Here is a 1,671-nt window from a genome sequence, read left to right as displayed (position 1 = left end):
GTTGTTGGGTCCTGAAGGTACGGCCGTATGGCTGGTCTTCAGTTCCGGCCCCGGTAAAGGTCTGCTTCGGCAGGGTGTGACGGGTGGCTGGTCGTTATTTGAGAACTACACAGTGGACGCGAGCATCTGTGGCCAAGTTTTTAAGGGCGCACGGTGGATGCCTTGGCACCAGGAACCGATGAAGGACGTGAGAGGCCGCGATAGGCCCCGGGGAGCTGCCAACTGAGCTTTGATCCGGGGGTGTCCGAATGGGGAAACCCGGCAGTCGTCATGGGCTGTCACCCACTGCTGAACACATAGGCAGTGTGGAGGGAACGAGGGGAAGTGAAACATCTCAGTACCCTCAGGAAGAGAAAACAACCGTGATTCCGGGAGTAGTGGCGAGCGAAACCGGATGAGGCCAAACCGTATGCGTGTGATACCCGGCAGGGGTTGCGCATGCGGGGTTGTGGGAATGAGCTTTCACAGTCTGCCGGCTGTGAGGCGAGTCAGAAACCGTATGGATAGGCGAAGGACATGCGAAAGGTCCGGCGTAGAGGGTAAGACCCCCGTAGCTGAAATCTGTACGGCTTGCTTGCTCATCTCCCAAGTAGCACGGGGCCCGAGAAATCCCGTGTGAATCTGGCGGGACCACCCGCTAAGCCTAAATATTCCCTGGTGACCGATAGCGGATAGTACCGTGAGGGAATGGTGAAAAGTACCGCGGGAGCGGAGTGAAATAGTACCTGAAACCGTGTGCCTACAAGCCGTGGGAGCGTCGGGATCTTCGGATCCTCGTGACTGCGTGCCTTTTGAAGAATGAGCCTGCGAGTTAGCGGTGTGTAGCGAGGTTAACCCGTGTGGGGAAGCCGTAGCGAAAGCGAGTCCGAATAGGGCGATTGAGTTGCACGCTCTAGACCCGAAGCGGAGTGATCTAGCCATGGGCAGGTTGAAGCGGAGGTAAGACTTCGTGGAGGACCGAACCCACCAGGGTTGAAAACCTGGGGGATGACCTGTGGTTAGGGGTGAAAGGCCAATCAAACTCCGTGATAGCTGGTTCTCCCCGAAATGCATTTAGGTGCAGCGTCGTGTGTTTCTTGCCGGAGGTAGAGCACTGGATAGGCGATGGGCCCTACCGGGTTACTGACCTTAGCCAAACTCCGAATGCCGGTAAGTGAGAGCACGGCAGTGAGACTGTGGGGGATAAGCTCCATGGTCGAGAGGGAAACAGCCCAGAGCATCGACTAAGGCCCCTAAGCGTACGCTAAGTGGGAAAGGATGTGGAGTCGCAGAGACAACCAGGAGGTTGGCTTAGAAGCAGCCACCCTTGAAAGAGTGCGTAATAGCTCACTGGTCAAGTGATTCCGCGCCGACAATGTAGCGGGGCTCAAGCGTACCGCCGAAGTCGTGTCATTGCAGCAATAGGGCCAACGCCCGCTGTGATGGGTAGGGGAGCGTCGTGTGCCGGGTGAAGCAGCAGCGGAAGCTAGTTGTGGACGGTTCACGAGTGAGAATGCAGGCATGAGTAGCGATACACACGTGAGAAACGTGTGCGCCGATTGACTAAGGGTTCCTGGGTCAAGCTGATCTGCCCAGGGTAAGTCGGGACCTAAGGCGAGGCCGACAGGCGTAGTCGATGGACAACCGGTTGATATTCCGGTACCCGCTTTGAAACGCCCAATATCGAATCCT

Annotated in this window: 1 rRNA gene (running past one end of the window); it reads left to right on the top strand. The window is 57.0% G+C overall.

What is annotated here, in order from left to right:
- The first annotated feature begins 130 nt into the window (after window positions 1–130).
- Window positions 131–1,671: ribosomal RNA gene (locus tag ABT403_RS38905) — 23S ribosomal RNA — on the top strand (it continues 1,670 nt past the right edge of the window).

It is taken from the genome of Streptomyces sp. NPDC000075, from assembly GCF_040301925.1.
Taxonomy (GTDB): Bacteria; Actinomycetota; Actinomycetes; order Streptomycetales; family Streptomycetaceae; genus Streptomyces; species Streptomyces polychromogenes.
The sequence above is the reverse complement of the archived record's forward strand: the minus strand, read 5'-3'. Positions and strand labels throughout refer to the sequence as shown.